1 protein-coding gene is annotated in these 653 nt (G+C 51.3%); it reads right to left on the bottom strand.

Features of this window, described 5'->3' with window-relative positions; all coding sequences use genetic code 11:
- The coding region (locus R8O10_RS25660) for a chemotaxis protein CheB (RefSeq protein WP_318192016.1) at positions 1-653 on the bottom strand (653 nt) is incomplete at both ends.

Raw genomic sequence — 653 nt, 5'->3', positions numbered from 1 at the left:
TAACACATCACCGTCTTGTGCTTCTTTCACTTGAATCTTACACAACGTGTTCAATCGACTTGCAAATGCCGCCGTAAATGTCGCAGGCATATGCTGAATCAGCACGATTGGATGTGGGTAGTTCATCGGCAGACGAGTAAGAATTTTTTGTAAAGCAACTGGGCCACCAGTGGATGTGCCAATCGCTGTTAACTGGTATTTCTTACCCGATGCGCGGAACTTGGTTGCTGCCGGCCGAGCCGGAGCCGATGCGGCAGGCGTAGCGGTTCTTGAAGCCAGTGGGCGCGCAGCACTAGTTGCAGCAGCTGGACGCGCTACAGGACGGCGCATGAAAGCACGCTTAGAGGCAATTTGAATGACACGTTGCTGAAGCAGCGGAACCGCTTCATCGCGGTTACGTGCAATATCTTCAAACTTCTTCGGTAAGAAGTCCAGAGCGCCAGCGTCCAACGCATCAAGAGTTGCTTTCGCCCCATCATGAGTCAGGGACGAAAACATCAGAATTGGCGTTGGAGATGCAGCCATGATTTCACGCACAGCCGTAATGCCATCCATAACTGGCATTTCAATATCCATGGTGATGACGTCCGGCTTGAGAGCTTTGGCTTTTTCGACCGCTTCTCTGCCATTTACCGCAACGTCAATCACTTCTA

Origin of the sequence: Vibrio sp. 1727, assembly GCF_033344415.1 — a bacterium.
Taxonomy (GTDB): Bacteria; Pseudomonadota; Gammaproteobacteria; order Enterobacterales; family Vibrionaceae; genus Vibrio; species Vibrio alginolyticus.
Note: the sequence above shows the minus strand (reverse complement) of the source record. Positions and strands in the feature narration are given on the sequence as shown.